This window comes from Pelagibacterium sp., assembly GCF_048264985.1.
GTDB lineage: Bacteria > Pseudomonadota > Alphaproteobacteria > Rhizobiales > Devosiaceae > Pelagibacterium.
This window is the reverse complement of record NZ_JBLXCL010000001.1, coordinates 1586445-1603299: the sequence shown is the minus strand read 5'-3', so window position 1 is coordinate 1603299 and position 16855 is coordinate 1586445. Positions and strand designations below refer to the sequence as shown.

18 protein-coding genes are annotated in these 16855 nt (G+C 56.5%); 2 read left to right on the top strand and 16 right to left on the bottom strand.

Annotation, left to right across the window (positions count from 1 at the left end; translation table 11 throughout):
• Nucleotides 1-3: 3 nt before the first annotated feature.
• Complete coding sequence (locus ACN0TA_RS07895; RefSeq protein WP_417581500.1) at nt 4-1116, bottom strand: two-component system sensor histidine kinase NtrB; 1113 nt, start codon at nt 1114-1116, stop codon at nt 4-6.
• Entirely contained in the window at nt 1113-2111 is a 999-nt protein-coding gene (dusB, locus tag ACN0TA_RS07890; protein ID WP_417581498.1) for a tRNA dihydrouridine synthase DusB, read from the bottom strand. Before dusB ends, ACN0TA_RS07895 begins: the two co-directional genes overlap by 4 nt.
• 186 nt (nt 2112-2297) lie before the next feature.
• Here dusB and ACN0TA_RS07885 point away from each other — a divergent pair, with 186 nt between their 5' ends.
• The gene (locus ACN0TA_RS07885) at nt 2298-3482 is read left to right on the top strand and encodes a bifunctional 2-C-methyl-D-erythritol 4-phosphate cytidylyltransferase/2-C-methyl-D-erythritol 2,4-cyclodiphosphate synthase (protein ID WP_417581496.1); all 1185 of its coding nucleotides are present in this window, start codon (nt 2298-2300) and stop codon (nt 3480-3482) included.
• A 3-nt stretch (nt 3483-3485) separates the two neighbouring features.
• Complete coding sequence (locus ACN0TA_RS07880; RefSeq protein ID WP_417581494.1) at nt 3486-3977, top strand: CinA family protein; 492 nt, start codon at nt 3486-3488, stop codon at nt 3975-3977.
• On the opposite strand, the gene ACN0TA_RS07875 is transcribed toward ACN0TA_RS07880, so the two are convergent.
• From ACN0TA_RS07875 to secG, 14 genes are all read right to left on the bottom strand, one after another.
• On the bottom strand, nt 3965-4405 hold the full coding sequence (locus ACN0TA_RS07875; protein ID WP_417581492.1) for a type II toxin-antitoxin system RatA family toxin: 441 nt from the start codon (nt 4403-4405) through the stop codon (nt 3965-3967). The genes ACN0TA_RS07880 and ACN0TA_RS07875 overlap by 13 nt on opposite strands.
• Complete coding sequence (lipA, locus tag ACN0TA_RS07870) at nt 4405-5364, bottom strand: lipoyl synthase (RefSeq protein ID WP_417581490.1); 960 nt, start codon at nt 5362-5364, stop codon at nt 4405-4407. The genes ACN0TA_RS07875 and lipA overlap by 1 nt, the downstream gene beginning before the upstream one ends.
• A gap of 20 nt (nt 5365-5384) precedes the next feature.
• Complete coding sequence (locus tag ACN0TA_RS07865; protein ID WP_417581488.1) at nt 5385-5642, bottom strand: hypothetical protein; 258 nt, start codon at nt 5640-5642, stop codon at nt 5385-5387.
• A 155-nt stretch (nt 5643-5797) separates the two neighbouring features.
• Nucleotides 5798-7237 carry a dihydrolipoyl dehydrogenase gene (gene lpdA / locus ACN0TA_RS07860; protein ID WP_417581486.1) on the bottom strand — a complete coding sequence of 480 codons (1440 nt, stop codon included), beginning with the start codon at nt 7235-7237 and terminating at the stop codon, nt 5798-5800.
• A 23-nt stretch (nt 7238-7260) separates the two neighbouring features.
• Nucleotides 7261-7902, bottom strand: a complete 642-nt coding sequence (locus tag ACN0TA_RS07855; RefSeq protein WP_417582098.1) for an SGNH/GDSL hydrolase family protein — start codon at nt 7900-7902, stop codon at nt 7261-7263.
• Nucleotides 7903-7915: 13 nt separating this feature from the next.
• A complete protein-coding gene (locus tag ACN0TA_RS07850) occupies nt 7916-9265 on the bottom strand; it encodes a pyruvate dehydrogenase complex dihydrolipoamide acetyltransferase (protein ID WP_417581484.1) in 1350 nt (449 codons plus the stop codon).
• A gap of 14 nt (nt 9266-9279) precedes the next feature.
• Complete coding sequence (locus ACN0TA_RS07845; protein ID WP_417582096.1) at nt 9280-10647, bottom strand: pyruvate dehydrogenase complex E1 component subunit beta; 1368 nt, start codon at nt 10645-10647, stop codon at nt 9280-9282.
• Between the two features lie 63 nt (nt 10648-10710).
• Nucleotides 10711-11718: a pyruvate dehydrogenase (acetyl-transferring) E1 component subunit alpha gene (gene pdhA / locus ACN0TA_RS07840; RefSeq protein WP_417581482.1), complete on the bottom strand. Its 1008-nt coding sequence runs from the start codon at nt 11716-11718 to the stop codon at nt 10711-10713.
• Nucleotides 11719-11929: 211 nt separating this feature from the next.
• Complete coding sequence (locus tag ACN0TA_RS07835; RefSeq protein WP_417581480.1) at nt 11930-12244, bottom strand: FtsB family cell division protein; 315 nt, start codon at nt 12242-12244, stop codon at nt 11930-11932.
• Between the two features lie 229 nt (nt 12245-12473).
• The gene (eno, locus tag ACN0TA_RS07830; protein WP_417581478.1) at nt 12474-13751 is read right to left on the bottom strand and encodes a phosphopyruvate hydratase; all 1278 of its coding nucleotides are present in this window, start codon (nt 13749-13751) and stop codon (nt 12474-12476) included.
• 144 nt (nt 13752-13895) lie between these two features.
• Entirely contained in the window at nt 13896-14261 is a 366-nt protein-coding gene (locus tag ACN0TA_RS07825) for a PRC-barrel domain-containing protein (RefSeq protein ID WP_417581476.1), read from the bottom strand.
• 66 nt (nt 14262-14327) lie between these two features.
• Nucleotides 14328-14516 carry a DUF4169 family protein gene (locus ACN0TA_RS07820; RefSeq protein WP_417581474.1) on the bottom strand — a complete coding sequence of 63 codons (189 nt, stop codon included), beginning with the start codon at nt 14514-14516 and terminating at the stop codon, nt 14328-14330.
• 11 nt (nt 14517-14527) lie between these two features.
• A complete protein-coding gene (locus ACN0TA_RS07815; RefSeq protein ID WP_417581472.1) occupies nt 14528-16153 on the bottom strand; it encodes a CTP synthase in 1626 nt (541 codons plus the stop codon).
• Nucleotides 16154-16266: 113 nt separating this feature from the next.
• The gene (secG, locus tag ACN0TA_RS07810; protein ID WP_417581470.1) at nt 16267-16806 is read right to left on the bottom strand and encodes a preprotein translocase subunit SecG; all 540 of its coding nucleotides are present in this window, start codon (nt 16804-16806) and stop codon (nt 16267-16269) included.
• Between the last annotated feature and the right edge of the window lie 49 nt (nt 16807-16855).

Here is a 16855-nt window from a genome sequence, read left to right as displayed (position 1 = left end):
GGTCTAGTCCTGATCTGCGGCTTTGAGGTCAGTTTTCTGAGCGACGGGCAAAAGGATGCGGAAACGCGTCCTGCCCGGCTTGCTGTCGCAATCGATGACGCCCCCATGGTCGCCAACAATCTTGGCAACCAAAGCAAGTCCCAGCCCCGAGCCCGACAACTTGGTTGTGACAAAGGGATCGAAAAGAAAGGGCAGTATGTCGGCTGGAACGCCAGGCCCGTTATCCTCAATGACAATTTCGAGCGGAAGCGAAACACGATTGCTGTTGCCAGCAACGCTGATACGTATGCCCGGCCGGAAGGCTGTCATAATTTTTATTTCGGCCTTTGCTGTTCTTTCAAGGGCTTCTGCGGCGTTCTTAATCAAGTTTAGGAAAATCTGGATCAACTGGTCGCGATCGCCGAGCACGGGCGGCAGGCTCGGGTCGTAATCTTCGGAAAACGTAATACCCTTGGCAACTCCATTCGAAGCGAGCAGTTTCACACGCTCGAGAATGACGTGGATGTTGATGGGTGTGCGCTCGACAGGGCGCTCGTCCCCGAATACTTCCATACGGTCCACAAGATCGACGATCCTGTCAGTCTCGTCGCGGATAAGCCGCGCCAGTGCCCTATCGTCGCCGACAGCTGACTGTTCGAGCAGTTGAGATGCGCCACGAATGCCCGATAGCGGGTTCTTGATTTCATGGGCAAGCATTGAAGCCAGCCCAGTCACCGAGCGCGCTGCGCCGCGTGAAACCAGCTGTCGATCGATTTTGTCCGCCATTGTTCGCTCCTGGAAAACGAGCGTGGCATGGCCCGGCATTTCCGGAATCGGACTTGCATAGACGTCGGCGACCCTATCCTCGACGACCCGAGCCGTACCCACTTGAACACGATACTCGATCATTGGCGCAAGCCTGGTCGCAACACTTTCAATCAACCCGAGAATTGGAGAGCCGAACGCTATGAAATCTGAGAGTTTTTGCCGGGTCAGTATGGAAGCTGATGCGTGAAAAAACGCCTCGGCAGCATAGTTGGCATATACGATGGATCCGTTCTGAGCACAGACGATGACCGGCTGGGGCAAAGACTGAAGTATGGAGGCATGCAGATCTATTTCCATGAGCGCGCTCATGCGGCCTGGCTCCATGTCAGTTCGAAAAGTTGCGGCAAGAGGCGCAGAACGGCGCACGGATCGCATTCAGTCATGATTGGGCGGCGTTCTGCGTTGGAAATATCGCCGGCGGCGTCGAGATACCAGCCGATGTGTTTTCTGGCCATGCGGACACCTAGTTCGGTTCCGTATTCGGACAGTATGTCCTCATAGTGCTCCGCGACCAGCGCGACCAGTTCGCTGCCCTGGGGTATCGATGGGGCGCGGCGGCCACCGAGGTGTGCCGCAACCTGCCCCACAATCCAAGGCTGCCCTTGTGCGCCACGGCCGATCATCACAGCATTGGCGCCAGATTGTGAGAGCGCTCTATCGGCGTGTTCGGCGCTGGTAATGTCGCCATTGACCACGACAGGAATGGTAACCGCTTCGGTTACCGGTTTGACGAGGTGCCAGCGGGCGGTATCCTTATAAAACTGCTGACGTGTGCGCCCATGCACTGTAATCATTTTGACGCCGGCGTCATGGGCCCGGCGGGCGATGTCTGCTGCATTGAGGCTATCGTCATCCCAGCCCAGCCGCATTTTCACGGTGACCGGCAGGTTCGTTGCAGCAACAACCGCATCGACCAACGAAAGGGCAATATCGGGTACACGCATCAAGGCGGATCCAGCAAAGCCGTTGGTTACGCGCTTTGAGGGACAGCCGAAATTTATGTCGATGACGTCCGCTCCGGCATCTTGGGCAATTTTTGCCCCGCGCACCAGCCAATCAGCTTCACAGCCGGCAAGTTGCACGATATGCGGCAACCCATGGCTCGGTGTGAGCTTTCTGATCATCTCCTTGTGCCCTGTGACGAGAGCGGCGCTGGCAATCATTTCCGATACAACAAGGCCGGCGCCGAATCGCGCTGCAAGGTCACGCATCGGACGGTCGGTTATTCCGGCCATCGGCGCCAAAAATGCTCGATTTGGCAGACGGAGGTCGCCTATGCTTATTTCAGAGGCATCTTCGGCCAATTTATTGCCTCAAAACTATACAGTGGCTGAATTTTGGTGACAGATTAGTCAAAATTCGATCCCGTTCAATGCCTCATGCTGGATCAGTTTGCTAAAGGCAGCGGTGCTGACCTTGTTTCGTCGGGCGTGGGGCTTTAATTGCGGATGAAGTTTGCGCAACGCATCGTCGGTAACGAGTAACGCCCTATGAGTGAAGATAAAACAATCGCTGCGCTAGTCGTCGCGGCTGGACGCGGCGAGCGTGCTGGTCCTGCAGGACTTCCAAAACAGTTTCGGCCCGTCGCCGGCGAACCGCTTTTGGCAAAAACGCTCAATGCGCTGCTCGCAGTGAAGGCAATCGATCAGGTTGTACCGGTAATCGGAGAGGGTCAGGAAGAGATGTTCGCTGCCATGGGGCTTTCTGACGCACGTCTTATGGCACCGGTAACGGGCGGAGACACCCGACAGGTTTCTGTTCTCAAGGGGCTGGAATCGCTATCCTCCCAAGCGCCGGATATAGTGCTCATTCACGATGGCGCACGGCCGTTTGTGGATGCGAGTTTGATCGAGAGCGTGATTGTTGCGCTTGATGATGCCGATGGCGCACTTCCCGTGACGCTGGTAACTGATACGATCAAGCGTTCGCTCGATGGCAAGACGGTTGGCGGCACAGAAGACCGAACGCAACTATTTGCTGCCCAAACGCCGCAGGGATTTCATTTCGATTCCATCTATAAAGCGCATAAGCGCGCTATCGAGATGAGCGATGGGTTCACCGACGACGCGGCGATCGCCGAGTGGGCAGGGCTTAGCGTTGCGCTTGCGCAAGGTAATACCCGCAACATCAAGATAACGCTGCCTGGTGATTTCGAACGGGCCGAACGAATGAGTGCTGAGGGACAGTCCATGGAAACACGCGTTGGGTCAGGCTACGATGTTCATGCCTTTGCCGAGGGGGACGCGGTCAAACTGGGCAATATTTCCATCCCGCACACTGCAAAGCTCAAGGGTCATTCCGACGCCGACGTTGTGCTGCATGCTCTTTCCGATGCAATTTATGGTGCCCTCGCTGATGGTGACATCGGCAAACATTTCCCTCCGAGCGAAATGAGCTGGAAAGACGCGGATTCTTCGATTTTCCTTGCTCATGCCGTGGGTCTCGTTCGCCAGCGCGGCGGGCGGGTGGTCCATATGGATGCGACAATTATCTGCGAATTTCCCAAGATAGGACCGCATGTGGACGCCATGCGGAGCCGTGTAGCCGAGATTGCTGGCGTGAGTGTGGATCGAGTTGCTGTCAAAGCCACCACCTCCGAACAGCTGGGCTTTACAGGGCGGGGCGAAGGAATCGCGGCGCAGGCTGTCGCCACCATAGAGGTGCCGAGGAGCTGAGCAATGCTTGACAACGAGACGCTCGCGCTTGCGCAGAAGGTCAATGATCGATTGATCCTGGCTGGACACACAATGGCGACCGCTGAAAGTTGCACCGGGGGCCTGATCGCCGCCGCCATAACCTCGGTTTCAGGATCATCGGCAGTGCTCTATGGAGGGTTCGTGACCTATTCCAATGCCGCCAAGACTGAGATGATCGACGTGCCTGCAACATTGATCGAGAGTTACGGGGCCGTTTCTGAGCCTGTAGCACGAGCCATGGCTGAAGGAGCAGTGCGCAGAACGGATGTGGATCTGGCAATTGCGGTGACCGGCATCGCAGGTCCGGGGGGTGGATCGGAGGAAAAACCGATAGGGCTTGTCCATTTCGGGTTGGCACACTCCGGCCAGTTTGTTCATCGCGAAAAACAGTACGGCGATCTTGGACGCGACGGTATTCGCCAAGCTACAGTGCGGGCCGCACTGGAAATGGTCCTGGAAGTCTACGCTCCATAACGCCTGAGCGCCTCTGCGACAAACGCATCCATAATTTCGTCCTGTTTGGCGGCGAAAGCGGGTTCGGCGACAGAGCGGATCAGCGGATTTGCAATCTTGAAGTCGATATCGAAGACAATGGCTGTCCCCTGCCCGTCGTCAGTAAATCGCCAAATGCTCTCGAGGTGGCTGAACGGTCCGTCAACGGCTCGGGCGCGCAATGTCATGGCTTTTCGGTCGACGACGATGCGACTCGTGTATGCTTGGCTGATTGGACCGAAACGTATGTGCATCCGCGCATCGAACTTTTCGTCCGGGCTCGCGCTGTCTCGGTTGACGTCCATTCGCTCGCAATGCGGGATGAACCGCGGATAGGTATCGACGTCAGCAACCAGCGCCAGCATTTGCGCAGCCGAATGCGGTACGTGCCGCTCCAAATGCTTCTGCATCAAACCAGTCCGAGTTTTTCCTGCCGCGCCTTGCGCAATGCGGCGAAATCTTCTCCCGCGTGGTGCGAGGAACGCGTGAGGGGGCTGGATGAAACCAGAAGAAAGCCCTTTGTCTTGGCCACAGTGGCGAAGGACTTGAACTCCTCGGGCGTGACGAACCGATCGACCTTGTGGTGTTTCCGGGTCGGCTGGAGGTACTGGCCGATCGTCAGAAAATCGACTTCGGCAACGCGCAGGTCGTCCATGAGTTGGAGCACTTCGTTACGTTCTTCGCCGAGCCCTACCATTATCCCTGACTTGGTGAACATTTGTGGATCAAGTTCCTTAACCCGCTGCAGCAGCCGGATTGAATGGAAGTAGCGAGCGCCAGGGCGAACCTTTAGGTATTTTGAGGGGACGGTTTCAAGGTTGTGGTTGAACACATCGGGTTTGGCGGCCACCACAATTTCCAAAGCGCCGTCTTTGCGCAGGAAGTCGGGCGTCAGAATTTCGATTGTCGTCTTTGGATTGCGGGCCCGGATAGCAAGGATCACGTCGGCAAAGTGCCGTGCACCTCCGTCGGCGAGATCGTCACGGTCGACTGAGGTTATGACCACATGCTCAAGGCCGAGTTTTTCAACGGCCTTGGCAACGTTTTCAGGTTCCTTGGGATCGAGAGCTGTTGGCAGACCGGTACGCACATTACAGAAGGCGCATGCGCGCGTGCAGATTTCGCCCATGATCATCATGGTCGCGTGTTTCTTGCTCCAGCACTCGCCAATGTTGGGGCAGCCAGCTTCCTCGCAAACGGTGACAAGATTGTTTTCGCGAACTATCTGTTGCGTTTCGCGATAGACAGCCGATCCTGGGGCTTTGACCCGGATCCAATCAGGCTTACGGAGCATCTCGGTGTCGGGACGCTTGGCCTTTTCGGGGTGTCTTGGTGATTTGGCGCCTACGGTATCGAGAAGAGTGACCATTGTGTCCTTTTCCGAACCTGTCAGGCTGATGAATCAACCACCCTGACAAAGGTTACGACGAATATGGCTCCAGCGGCTGCAACGCTGAGCTGACGTACCAGCCAGTTGGCTATCGGCACGTCAATACCAAAGTAAGCAATCGCAAAGCTGATTACCACCGATCCGGCCACGCCAGCGGCGAGGTAGCGCCAGATCAATTCGGTTCCAAACAAAAATGCGCCGATCAGGCCAATGGCCAGTCCGACCAGCACCCAGTACATCAACAGCTCTTGAGCCATGACGAACCCCAAATATGGACGGTTTCAGAGATCTATCCGCGCCATATTTAACATAGGTGCCACACATTCTGCGGCAGGATTAGCTGAATTGCTTACCGAATTATCAACCTTGAGTTTACTTTCCAACAAATCGAGCCGCTAAGCCCGGTCATTGCCTATATGTTGAGTGCCTGACCGTATGCGTCAAGTACGCTCTCTTTCATGGTTTCCGAAAGCGTTGGATGCGGGAAGATCGTGTGCATCAGGTCTTCTTCTGTGGTTTCGAGATTCATCGCCACCACAAAGCCCTGGATCAGCTCGGTTACTTCCGCACCGACCATGTGAGCGCCGAGCAATTCCCCAGTCTTTTTGTCAAATATCGTCTTGACCAATCCGTCAGGCTCGCCCAGTGCGATTGCCTTTCCATTACCAACGAACGGAAAGCGCCCCACACGGATTTCACGTCCGGCTTCCTTGGCTTTGGCCTCGGTCAGACCGACGCTTGCAACCTGTGGTTCACAGTAGGTACAGCCGGGAATCTTGGACTTGTCCAGACCGTGAACAGTCTTGCCAGCTATCGTTTCGACCGCGAGGACGGCTTCGTGCTCAGCCTTATGGGCCAGCATGGGAGGACCGGCAACATCGCCAATCGCCCAGATACCTTCGATATTGGTACGTCCGTGGCCATCGACGACAATCACACCGCGGTCGATCTTCACGCCGGCTTTTTCAAGTCCGAGGTTTTCCGAGTTCGCCTGAACGCCAACGGCGGAGATCAGCACGTCGGCCTTCACTTCCTTCTTATCGCCGTTCTTGAGTTCGACATGAGCAGCTACGCCATCTTTGGTCTTGTCGACCTTGGAAACCTTGGCGTCGGTGAGTATCGAGATACCACGTTTTTCGAACCGCTTGCGGGCAAGGCCGGCGATCTCGGCATCTTCGACCGGCATGATTTGGGGCAACAGTTCGATGACTGTCACTTCGGCTCCGAGCGAACGGTAGAAGGATGCAAATTCGATTCCGATGGCGCCTGAGCCCATCACAGCGACCGATTTTGGCATCTTTGCGGGCTTAAGAGCTTCGAAATAGGTCCAGATTTTCTCACCATCCGGCTCGATACCAGGCAGAACGCGTGGCCGCGCACCGGTCGCAATTATGATATTCTTTGCCTTATAGCTGCCTTCACCCAAGGTCGTCTTGGGTTTCGGATGCTGCGGTTCCACGGGCTTTTTCTTTGTCGCTTCGACTTTTATTTCGCCTGGCTCGGTGATCGTTGCTTCGCCCCAGATGATGTCGACCTTGTTCTTTTTCATCAAGAACTGAACGCCATCATTCATTCGCCCAGCGATGCCTCGCGAGCGCTTTACGATGGCATCAATTTCAAAACCGAATTTATCGGCAGTCAGGCCGTAATCCTTGGCATGGTCCATATGCCCGTAGACCTCGGCTGAGCGCAGCAGTGCCTTGGTCGGGATGCAACCCCAGTTCGAGCAGATGCCCGCCATGTGCTCGCGCTCGACTATTGCGGCCTTGAGGCCCAATTGGGACGCGCGGATGGCAGCAATATAGCCGCCGGGGCCGGCACCGATCACGATGATATCGTATTGATCCGCCATGGCTTTCCTCTTGGTTTTTTGGGCTAGAGCCCAAGCATGTCTTTAACGAGCGGCGCAAGTGCGTCGCCTATTGCGCGTGTATTTTCCGCATCGAGATGAACGCCATCGGCCGCATCGGCTTTCGCCACGTTCGCAGCATCGAAGAACCCGCATCCGAGTTCGTTCGCAATCCGTTTGTAATGGCCGGAAAGCAATTTCGATTCTTCAATGCCTGTCTTGAACATTGGATCGAGATCCCGGTGCTCGGTGGACACGCAATGCGGCGGCGATACCAACACGATTCCGGGAATGCTGGTCCCCTGCGGCCAGGGATGAGACCGAACAACTTCGACGAGCCGCTTCATGCCCATTGCAGCGCCGAGCGCACTGCCGCAGAGGTAAGACTTCATGTCATTCGTGCCGAGCATAATGACGACCGCATCGAGCGGTGCGTGGCTTGCCAGCAGTGTCGGCAAGATACGCGCACCATTCCGATCGCCGACTGCCGAAAAGTCGTCGAACACTGTTGTACGCCCGCCGAGACCTTCTGCAATTACTCGCGCCCTGCCCCCAAGACCCGCTTCGAGCCGAGTCGGCCAACGATCCTCATGCTCATGGCGCTTGCCAGCCACCACCGGATCGGTGCCGTAAGTCAAACTGTCCCCGAACGCCAGAATGGTTCTCATTTGCGCCATGGGATCAGGCCAGCATCATTACAGGCGTTTCGATCAGCTTTTTGAATGCTGCTAGCAATTCGGCACCCAGCGCGCCATCGACGGCCCGGTGATCGCACGACAGAGTGACCGTCATGAAGCTGCCGGTCTTGACTTGACCCTTATCAGCATAGACGCGTTCTTCGCCTGCGCCGACGGCGAGAATTGTACCGTGCGGCGGGTTGATGACAGCGCCAAAATGCTTGATGCCGTACATGCCAAGATTGGAGACCGAGGAGGCGCCGCCTTGATATTCATGGGGAGCCAACTTCTTATTTCTGGCCCGCGTTGCCAGATCCTTGACCTCTTCTGAAATCTGCCGAAGGCTCTTGGTGTCGCAGGACTTGACGACCGGCGTAAACAGCCCGCCGGGCACCGCGACAGCGACGGCCACATCTGAACGATGATGATAGAGGATCGAGTCCCCCGCCCAAGTCGCGTTGGCTTGCGGCACCTGCTGGAGGGCTGCAGCCCAGGCTTTCATCACGAAATCATTGACCGAAAGTTTGTATGCAGGTTTGCCTTCCTTGCTCTTGGGCGCGGCAGCGTTGATTTCCTCACGAGCTTTCATCAAGGCATCGATGTTGCAATCGAGCGTCAGATAAAAATGGGGAACTGTCTGCTTGGATTCCGTAAGGCGGGCCGCAACGGTTTTACGCATGCCGTCATTGGGCACGATGTCGTAAGTGCCCTCCTCGTACATAGCGAGAACCTGATTTTTGCCCATACCCGAGGGCATTGATGCTCCGGCTGCTGGCGACGCGCCAGGTTTTGACGAAACGCCGTCCTTTTTGGCCTTCTCGATATCGGCCTTTACCACACGGCCCTTTGGGCCTGAGCCTGAAAGGGCCGCAAGGTCTATGCCGGCATCTTTTGCAAGGCGACGGGCCAATGGCGAGGCAAACACACGCTTGCCGTCAGCCTTTGGTGCAGGCAGCGGTTCAGGCGCGGGCTTGGCGTCGGCACTCGAAGATGGAGCTTTTGGCTCGTCAGCTGAAGTCCCTTCAGCGGCCGGAATCTCTTTCTTCGCCTCAGATTTGGAGTCTTCCGCTTTGGGCGCTGGGGCAGCATCGCTGATATCGGAAGCGCTCTCGCCCTCTTCGAGCAGCACGGCAATTACAGCATTGACCTTGACGTTCTCACTACCCTCGGTGACCAGGATTTTACCGATCGTACCTTCATCAACGGCTTCCACTTCCATGGTTGCCTTGTCGGTTTCGATCTCGGCGATCACGTCACCGGACGAGACGGTATCGCCTTCCTTGACGTGCCATTTGGCCAGCGTGCCCTCTTCCATTGTGGGCGATAGGGCGGGCATCGTGATGTTGATAGGCATCGCAAGAGCCTCCCTTAGCTGCGGTACGTGACGGCATTGACCGCGGCGACGACCTCATCGACGCTGGGCAATGCCAGCTTTTCGAGGTTGGCGGCATACGGCATGGGCACGTCCTTGCCGGTTACGCGGGTCACCGGCGCATCGAGATAGTCGAAGGCGCGCTCCATAAGGCGGGCGGAGATTTCCGAGCCGATGCCACCCTGGGGCCAGCCTTCTTCGACAGTAACGATCCGGCCAGTTTTTTTGACCGATTCGACAACTGTATCGATGTCGAGTGGACGCAAGGTGCGCAGGTCGATCAATTCGACATCGACACCGGCTGCTACCAGCTTCTCTGTTGCCTGAGTGGCGTATCGCATTCCCATAGAGAACGAAACGATGGTTACGTCCTTACCTTCGCGTGCAACACGGGCCTTGCCGATTGGCAAGACGAAATCGTCCATCTTGGGCACTTCGCCCGTGGTGCCGTAAAGTAGCTCGTTTTCAAGAAACACCACTGGGTTTGGCGACCGAATGGCGGCCTTGAGCAAACCCTTGGCGTCAGCAGCGGTATACGGTGCGACAACAGTCAGCCCCGGCACGTGGCTATACCATGCCGAATAGTCCTGACTATGCTGAGCGCCGACGCGTGAGGCAACACCATTTGGGCCGCGGAAAACCATTGGGGCTGTCACCTGCCCGCCAGACATATAGAGCTGCTTGGCGGCAGAGTTGATGATTTGGTCAATGGCCTGCATGCCAAAATTCCAGGTCATGAACTCGATGATGGGCTTTAGTCCAGCAAATGCCGCCCCAACGCCAAGACCAGCAAATCCGTGCTCGGTGATGGGGGTATCGATCACACGCTCGGCGCCGAATTCCTGCAGCAGTCCCTGGGTCACCTTGTAGGCGCCCTGGTACTCGGCAACTTCCTCGCCCATGACGAAAACGTCCTTGTCGGCGCGCATTTCCTCGGCCATGGCGTCGCGCAGAGCTTCGCGAACTGTGATGGTCACCATCTCAACATCATCGGGGATATCGGGGTCATCCTGCGGCTTGAACTGCGGCGCCGCTGGAGCATCCTTGGCCTTAGTTGTTGGCTCAGACTTATCGGCAACTTCGGTGTCGGGACCAGGCTTTTCGGATTCTTTAGGCTCATCGGATGAGATTTCCGGTGTCGCAACGTCCGACGCGCTTTCGCCTTCACCGAGCAACGCGGCGATCGGAGTGTTCACCTTAACACCTTCGGTGCCCTCGGCGACGAAGATTTTGCCGATCACACCTTCATCAACCGCCTCGACCTCCATTGTGGCCTTATCGGTTTCAATTTCGGCCAGGACGTCGCCTGGGCCGACCTTGTCGCCCTCCTTGACGATCCATTTGGCAAGTGTGCCCTCTTCCATGGTGGGCGAGAGCGCGGGCATAAGAATATCGGTTGGCATATCGTGAGGTCTCCCTGCCGGCGCTTATACGGTGATGTCGGTATAGAGCTCGGATGTATCGGGCTCGGGATCGTTGGTGGCAAAGTCTGCGGCCTCGGTTACGATGGCACGGATATCCTTTTCGATCTCCTTGAGCTCGTCCTCGCTGGCAAACTTCTGTTCCAGAATGCGTTTTCTGACTTGTTCGATGGGATCCCGCTCGGAGCGCATCGTCGTCACTTCATCCTTTGAGCGATACTTCGCCGGATCGGACATCGAGTGACCACGATAGCGATAGGTGAGCATTTCGAGGATATAAGGGCCCTGACCTGACCGCGCGTGCTCGATGGCGCGCTCGGCGGCTTCCTTCACCATGCGGACGTCCATGCCGTCCACCTGCTCGCCTTGGATGCCGAACGACACGCCGCGCTGGGACAGGTCGGTGGTCGAAGCCGACCGCTCGATCGAAGTGCCCATTGCGTATTTGTTGTTTTCGATCACATAGACCACGGGCAGTTTCCAGAGCTTGGCCATGTTGAAGCTCTCATAAACCTGCCCCTGATTGGCGGCGCCGTCACCGAAATAGGTGATCGAAACCGATCCGTCGCCGCGGTATTTCGAGGCGAATGCCAGACCCGTTCCCAGCGAAGCCTGCGCGCCGACGATGCCGTTGCCGCCGTAAAAGCGATGTTCGTTGGAGAACATGTGCATCGAGCCGCCCTTGCCCTTGGACAACCCGCCCTTGCGGCCGGTCAGCTCAGCCATGACGCCCTTGGGGTCCAGCCCCATGACCAGCATGTGGCCGTGGTCGCGGTACCCGGTGATCTGGGCGTCCTCACCCTTCTTGGATGCCATGGTTATGCCGGTGACGACTGCTTCCTGGCCGATATAGAGGTGGCAGAACCCGCCGATCAGGCCCATGCCATACATCTGGCCGGCTTTTTCTTCAAAGCGCCTGATGAGCAGCATTTCGCGGAAAGCGTGCAGTTCCTGGTCCTTGGTAAATTCGGGGGCATTAGATTTGGCCTTGGCGGCCGTCGCTTTACGCGCCATGCGATATCTCCGGAAAGAACTTAATCGCTGCCGCCAACCGCATTGGGGCTAGACGGGATGCTGAATGCATTGATGCACAATAGACCCAGTCGCGCTAGACACCAAGCAGATCCATTGAGCAGTCACGCTGCCTATGGCGTTGATTAATTTGAGAATAATTGAATTAATCAGAAAGTGGTTAAAATATCCCATTAACCGAAATATGATTAATTTAATCGTCAGGGACTACGATGATGTCGTCTGGATGGACAAGCCCAAGCAGCGCGCGAGCGCGTTCGGTGAGAATATCCGGATCGAGTTGCCGGGGATCAAAGAGCGCAATGCGGTGCTCGTAGGATTCGATCTCAGTTTCCAGCGCGGCTCGCCGCGCCTCAAGAACCTTAACCTCGCCCAACATCTCGCGTCGGCTTTCGATGCCAAATGTTCCTGTCACCACGTGATAGCCCAGATACCCCTGAAACGCGAGGAGACTGGCTGTAATGCCTAGCTTCAAGAGAATGGAAGGACGTTTGACGCGGGTTGGCATGGGAACTCAAAACAATCGGACCAGCCTGTTCTTAATACCCCATCATGCTTAAGGACTTATTGATGTCGCCAGGTCACACCAGTTAGCCGGCGGGAAGACCTGGTTTTGGTAGCACGAGTGCCAGGCAGATCCGGGTATGATGGTCGCCAAGTATGCAATGTCACCTACACCTGAATTTCAGCCCAAAATGCCTAGTTAAGAAAAGGGGCGCCACCGCGCCCCTCATTCCTTAGCGACCCTTCAGGATCGAACGACCGGCGTAGCGGCCAGACGTTCCGAGGAACTCCTCAATGCGGATCAACTGGTTGTATTTGGCGAGCCGGTCCGAACGCGCCAGTGAACCGGTTTTGATTTGCCCGCAGTTGAGCGCCACTGCCAGGTCGGCAATTATCGAATCCTCGGTCTCACCCGATCGGTGCGACATGACTGAAGTGTACGAAGCCTTATGCGCGGCTTCGACGGCCTCAAGGGTTTCGGACAGCGAGCCGATCTGGTTGACTTTGACCAGAATGGAATTTGCGACACCCATCTTTATGCCTGAGGTCAAGCGCTCGGTATTGGTGACGAACAGATCATCGCCGACGAGCTGTACCTTCGATCCGATGGCATCTGTGAGTGCCTTCCAGCCGTCCCAATCGTCCTCGGCCATGCCGTCCTCGATCGAAATGATCGGAAAGCGGTTGGTCAGATCTTCGAGGTAGCGAACCATGTCGTCCGAACCCAAAGTCTTGCCTTCGCCTTTGAGATTGTATGTGCCGTTCTTGAAGAACTCGGTCGAAGCGCAATCGAGAGCGAGGAACACATCTTCGCCGGGCGCATAGCCTGCCATCTCAACGGACTTCATGATGAAGCCCAAGGCATTTTCGGTTGAGCTCAGATTTGGCGCAAAGCCGCCTTCATCGCCCACATTGGTGTTGTGTCCCTGCTCGGCCAGGCCCTTTTTTAGGGTATGAAAAATCTCCGAACCAATCCGCACGGCATCAGCAAGCGAATTCGCGCCGACCGGCATTATCATGAATTCCTGGATGTCGATCGGATTGTCGGCGTGCTCGCCACCATTAATGATGTTCATCATCGGAACGGGGAGCATACGCGCGTTTGGTCCGCCGACATACCGCCACAGCGGCAATGCACTGGATTCGGCGGCGGCGCGCGCAACAGCAAGCGACACGCCAAGGATGGCATTGGCGCCGAGCTTGGCCTTGTTGGGTGTGCCATCGAGTTCGATCATCGCCTGATCCACTGCGATCTGATCGAGAGCATCGAGACCCTCGATTTCACTGGCGATCAAGGTATTGACGTTGTCGACGGCGTTGAGCACGCCCTTGCCCAGATAAGCTTCGCCGCCGTCGCGCAATTCAACGGCTTCATGTGCGCCCGTGGACGCGCCCGACGGAACGGCGGCGCGGCCGAAGCTGCCATCGTCCAAAACCACGTCGACTTCGACAGTCGGATTGCCGCGGCTGTCAAAGATTTGACGGCCAATGACGTCAACAATTGCAGACATAGATGCGCCCTTCGTTTCATGAATAAACCCGGTTGCAGCCCTTCTAAATAAGGCGGCCCGGCTTAGGAAGGGCTTGGCGTAAAAATAATATGGCCCGATGACAAATCATGGGGCCACATAGATCTTAACTTATATTACCTCGGGCTAATGCCAGTAGGGATCGACCTTGTAATAGGAATAGGCTTCCTGACGGGCGTGCATCCCATCATCCTTGGTCAGTTCTGTGATCGTATCGGCCGGACCAGCCTCGAGTTCGTCGCGCGTGAAGGGCACGACATAACCCTCCTGTTCCTGATTGTAATCGAGTGTAGCCCAAGGAAGCGCGTGATATTTTTCGCCCATTCCGAGGAAACCGCCGAAACCGACGACGGCAAACATGATGGAACTGTCGGTCTTGTCGAGAATGATATCCTCGACCTTGCCGATCTTTTTGCCATCGAGATTATAGACATCTGTGCCAACAGCGCGCGTGGCGCGAATGGCGGTCGTGTGTCCGGATGCAGTAGGCATGAGCAACCTCCGTTTGTGGGGTCTTTTGTTATGCGCGTACACAACGCCCCCAAGACGTTCAGGTTCCTATTCCTTGCTATCAGATTCACGTTTGTGAAAATCGAGGCGCTTGGCGTCGAGATCAGCCTGTTTGTCGGCGCTCTCGCGCTCGGACTTTGAACGACCAAATTTCGCGCGATTTCCATCAGCTGCGCGCACCTTCTCGGCGCGCAGCTTGTTTTTGCGAGCCTGACGGAGATTGACGATCTCAGCCATGCACCCTGCCCCTAGACCAGACGGCTCTGTTCGACCGCAGCGGCGATGAAGGAGCTGAACAGCGGATGCGGTTCAAAGGGTCGCGATTTCAGTTCGGGATGGTATTGAACGCCAATGAACCATGGGTGATCAGTCCGTTCCACTATCTCGGGCAGCGTGCCATCGGGCGAAAGACCGGAGAACAGCAGGCCATTTGCCTCAAGCACCTTGCGGTACGTCATGTTGACTTCGTAGCGATGCCTGTGACGCTCGGAAATGCGGTTCGTGCCGTAGATATCGGCGACGCGACTCCCGCGGACGAGCTGTGCAGGATAGGCGCCCAGCCGCATAGTGCCGCCAAGATCCTTGTCCGAGCCGGCACGCTTTTCATTGTCTTTCAACCACTCGGTCATCAAGCCAACAACAGCCTCTTTGGTCGGTCCGAATTCGGTCGAAGACGCTTTGGGAATGTGTGCCGTGTTGCGGGCAGCTTCGATACATGCCATCTGCATGCCAAAACAAATTCCGAAATAGGGGACGTCGCGGATGCGGGCAAACCGCGCAGCGTTGATTTTGCCTTCCGAGCCACGCTCACCAAACCCGCCTGGCACCAGTATGCCGTGGATTCCCTCAAGATACGGTGCCGGATCGTCCCGTTCAAAGACCTCAGAGTCGATCCATTCGAGGTTCACCTTGACATTGTTGGCGATGCCGCCATGTGCCAAAGCTTCGGACAGCGACTTATAAGCATCCTTGAGGCCGGTATATTTTCCAACGATGGCGATGTTGACTTCGCCCTCGGGGTTATGGATCCGGCGTGAGGTTTCACGCCACCCTTCAAGCTTAGGCGCCGGTGCATCCTTGATGCCGAAGGCGGCTAGAACTTCGTCGTCCAGACCTTCTTCGTGATAGGAAATCGGCACGTCATAGATCGAGGACACGTCGAGAGCCTGGATGACCGCCGACGGACGAACGTTACAGAACAGGGAAAGCTTGCGCTTTTCTCCTTCCGGGATCGGGCGGTCGCAACGGATCAGAAGAACATCAGGCTGAATGCCGATCGAGCGCAATTCCTTGACCGAGTGCTGGGTCGGCTTGGTCTTGAGTTCGCCAGCGCTTGGTATGAAAGGCATCAGCGTCAAATGCACAAACACAGCATCGCCGCGTGGCAGCTCGTTGCCGAGTTGGCGGATCGCTTCAAGAAACGGCATGGCTTCGATGTCACCGACAGTGCCGCCAATTTCGCATAAGACGAAATCGAAATCGTCATTGTCGGAAGTCACGAAGGATTTGATCTCGTCGGTAACGTGCGGAATTACCTGGACGGTCGCGCCGAGATAATCGCCCCGGCGCTCTTTGGCCAGAATATCGGAATAGATTCGACCGGTTGTCACGTTATCCTGCTGATTGGCCGAGCGCCCGGTGAAGCGCTCATAGTGGCCGAGATCGAGGTCTGTTTCCGCGCCGTCATCGGTCACGAACACTTCGCCATGCTGATATGGCGACATCGTCCCCGGATCAACGTTGAGATAGGGGTCGAGCTTGCGAAGCCGAACCTTGTACCCACGCGTTTGCAGCACGGCGCCAAGCGCCGCCGAAGCAAGACCTTTTCCGAGCGAGGAAACCACGCCACCGGTGATGAAAACGTACCGAGCCATGGAGCTTTACCTTACATAAGCCGCTTTCGATTCGAAGCGCGAAATTGATCGCACCCACACAAAAAAGAAGGGGATGTTTCCATCCCCATTCTCCGTATCCTATTCCGGCGCCGCTAGTTGCCGGTGGTCGTTGTTGCTTCCGCCGGAGCCTCTTCCTCCGCAGCGGGCTCCTCCGACATTGTCGACATCATCGACGTTTCAGGAGCGATGGCCTCCGACTCTCCGGTCGTTGCAGGCGTCTCGGTCGTAGCAGGAGCTGGCGCCTCGGGCGCTACCGGTGCTGCAAGATCGTCATTGATTGCCGCAGGCTGCGCTGGAACGGCCAGGTCGTCATTCTCAGTACCAAGAGCGTCCAGAGCGTCAAGCACCGTTGCAGGGCTGCCGTCGGCATTCTGAGCTGCCTGATCCAGGATCGAAGTGGAGCTGCGGTCGGTCTGACTAATAATAGTGAGGCCAATCGCCGTTACCATAAAAAGAGTACCCAGGATTGCAGTGGTCCGGGTCAGCAAATTGGCCGAGCCTCGCGAGGACATGAAATTGCCGCCGCCGCCGCCACCCATTCCAAGACCGCCACCTTCAGAGCGCTGGAGCAGGATCACCACGATCATGGCGATCACGATCAACAGATAGGCAACAATAAGTACTGTGGCCATTTAATGGTTCGTCCTTCAAATGCTCTCGCGCCCAGACTGACGTATATGG

Coding starts and splice junctions, on each gene's coding strand:
- ACN0TA_RS07895 (WP_417581500.1), bottom strand. CDS start 1,116: ATGAGCGCGCTCATGGAAATAGATCTGCATGCCTCCATACTTCAGTCT.
- ACN0TA_RS07885 (WP_417581496.1), top strand. CDS start 2,298: ATGAGTGAAGATAAAACAATCGCTGCGCTAGTCGTCGCGGCTGGACGC.
- ACN0TA_RS07880 (WP_417581494.1), top strand. CDS start 3,486: ATGCTTGACAACGAGACGCTCGCGCTTGCGCAGAAGGTCAATGATCGA.
- ACN0TA_RS07875 (WP_417581492.1), bottom strand. CDS start 4,405: ATGCAGAAGCATTTGGAGCGGCACGTACCGCATTCGGCTGCGCAAATG.
- lipA (WP_417581490.1), bottom strand. CDS start 5,364: ATGGTCACTCTTCTCGATACCGTAGGCGCCAAATCACCAAGACACCCC.
- ACN0TA_RS07865 (WP_417581488.1), bottom strand. CDS start 5,642: ATGGCTCAAGAGCTGTTGATGTACTGGGTGCTGGTCGGACTGGCCATT.
- lpdA (WP_417581486.1), bottom strand. CDS start 7,237: ATGGCGGATCAATACGATATCATCGTGATCGGTGCCGGCCCCGGCGGC.
- ACN0TA_RS07855 (WP_417582098.1), bottom strand. CDS start 7,902: ATGAGAACCATTCTGGCGTTCGGGGACAGTTTGACTTACGGCACCGAT.
- ACN0TA_RS07850 (WP_417581484.1), bottom strand. CDS start 9,265: ATGCCTATCAACATCACGATGCCCGCCCTATCGCCCACAATGGAAGAG.
- ACN0TA_RS07845 (WP_417582096.1), bottom strand. CDS start 10,647: ATGGAAGAGGGCACACTTGCCAAATGGATCGTCAAGGAGGGCGACAAG.
- pdhA (WP_417581482.1), bottom strand. CDS start 11,718: ATGGCGCGTAAAGCGACGGCCGCCAAGGCCAAATCTAATGCCCCCGAA.
- ACN0TA_RS07835 (WP_417581480.1), bottom strand. CDS start 12,244: ATGCCAACCCGCGTCAAACGTCCTTCCATTCTCTTGAAGCTAGGCATT.
- eno (WP_417581478.1), bottom strand. CDS start 13,751: ATGTCTGCAATTGTTGACGTCATTGGCCGTCAAATCTTTGACAGCCGC.
- ACN0TA_RS07825 (WP_417581476.1), bottom strand. CDS start 14,261: ATGCCTACTGCATCCGGACACACGACCGCCATTCGCGCCACGCGCGCT.
- ACN0TA_RS07820 (WP_417581474.1), bottom strand. CDS start 14,516: ATGGCTGAGATCGTCAATCTCCGTCAGGCTCGCAAAAACAAGCTGCGC.
- ACN0TA_RS07815 (WP_417581472.1), bottom strand. CDS start 16,153: ATGGCTCGGTACGTTTTCATCACCGGTGGCGTGGTTTCCTCGCTCGGA.
- secG (WP_417581470.1), bottom strand. CDS start 16,806: ATGGCCACAGTACTTATTGTTGCCTATCTGTTGATCGTGATCGCCATG.